This window comes from Pseudomonas sp. NY15364 (assembly GCF_048068235.1).
In the GTDB taxonomy this organism is placed as follows: Bacteria; Pseudomonadota; Gammaproteobacteria; order Pseudomonadales; family Pseudomonadaceae; genus Aquipseudomonas; species Aquipseudomonas mendocina_D.
Window position 1 is genome coordinate 1 of the sequence record NZ_JBLUPX010000103.1, and the last position, 326, is coordinate 326.

The following is a 326-nucleotide window of genomic DNA, read 5'->3' on the forward strand; positions in this document are numbered from 1 at the left end:
GCTGAAGGCGCTGCGATCGAATAGCGGCGTGTCGTCGCCCTTGTTATTTATGCCCCGATTCTCCGGCACATAGGCCGTAATCCCAGCATCATCACACGCTTGAAACTGCTCGCCATTGGAGTAGCCCGCATCGGCTGTAACCGTCAGCTCTTCCTGCGCCAGGATCGCCTGGGCAGCCTTGGCCATAGGTTCCAGTTGTTGGTTATCGCTGCCGTCCTGAGTGACAGCATGATGCACGATCAGCCCATGCTCGCCATCCACCGCGTTTTGCACGTTATAAGCCACGCGAGCCCCCTGGTGGGTACGCATCATGCGCGCCTCGCTCT

The 326-nt window shown here is 59.2% G+C and carries 1 protein-coding gene; it reads right to left on the minus strand.

Annotated elements, in window-relative coordinates:
• A partial coding sequence (locus tag ACNFCJ_RS24165; protein ID WP_416773906.1) for a transposase occupies positions 1-326 on the minus strand: 326 nt, incomplete at both ends.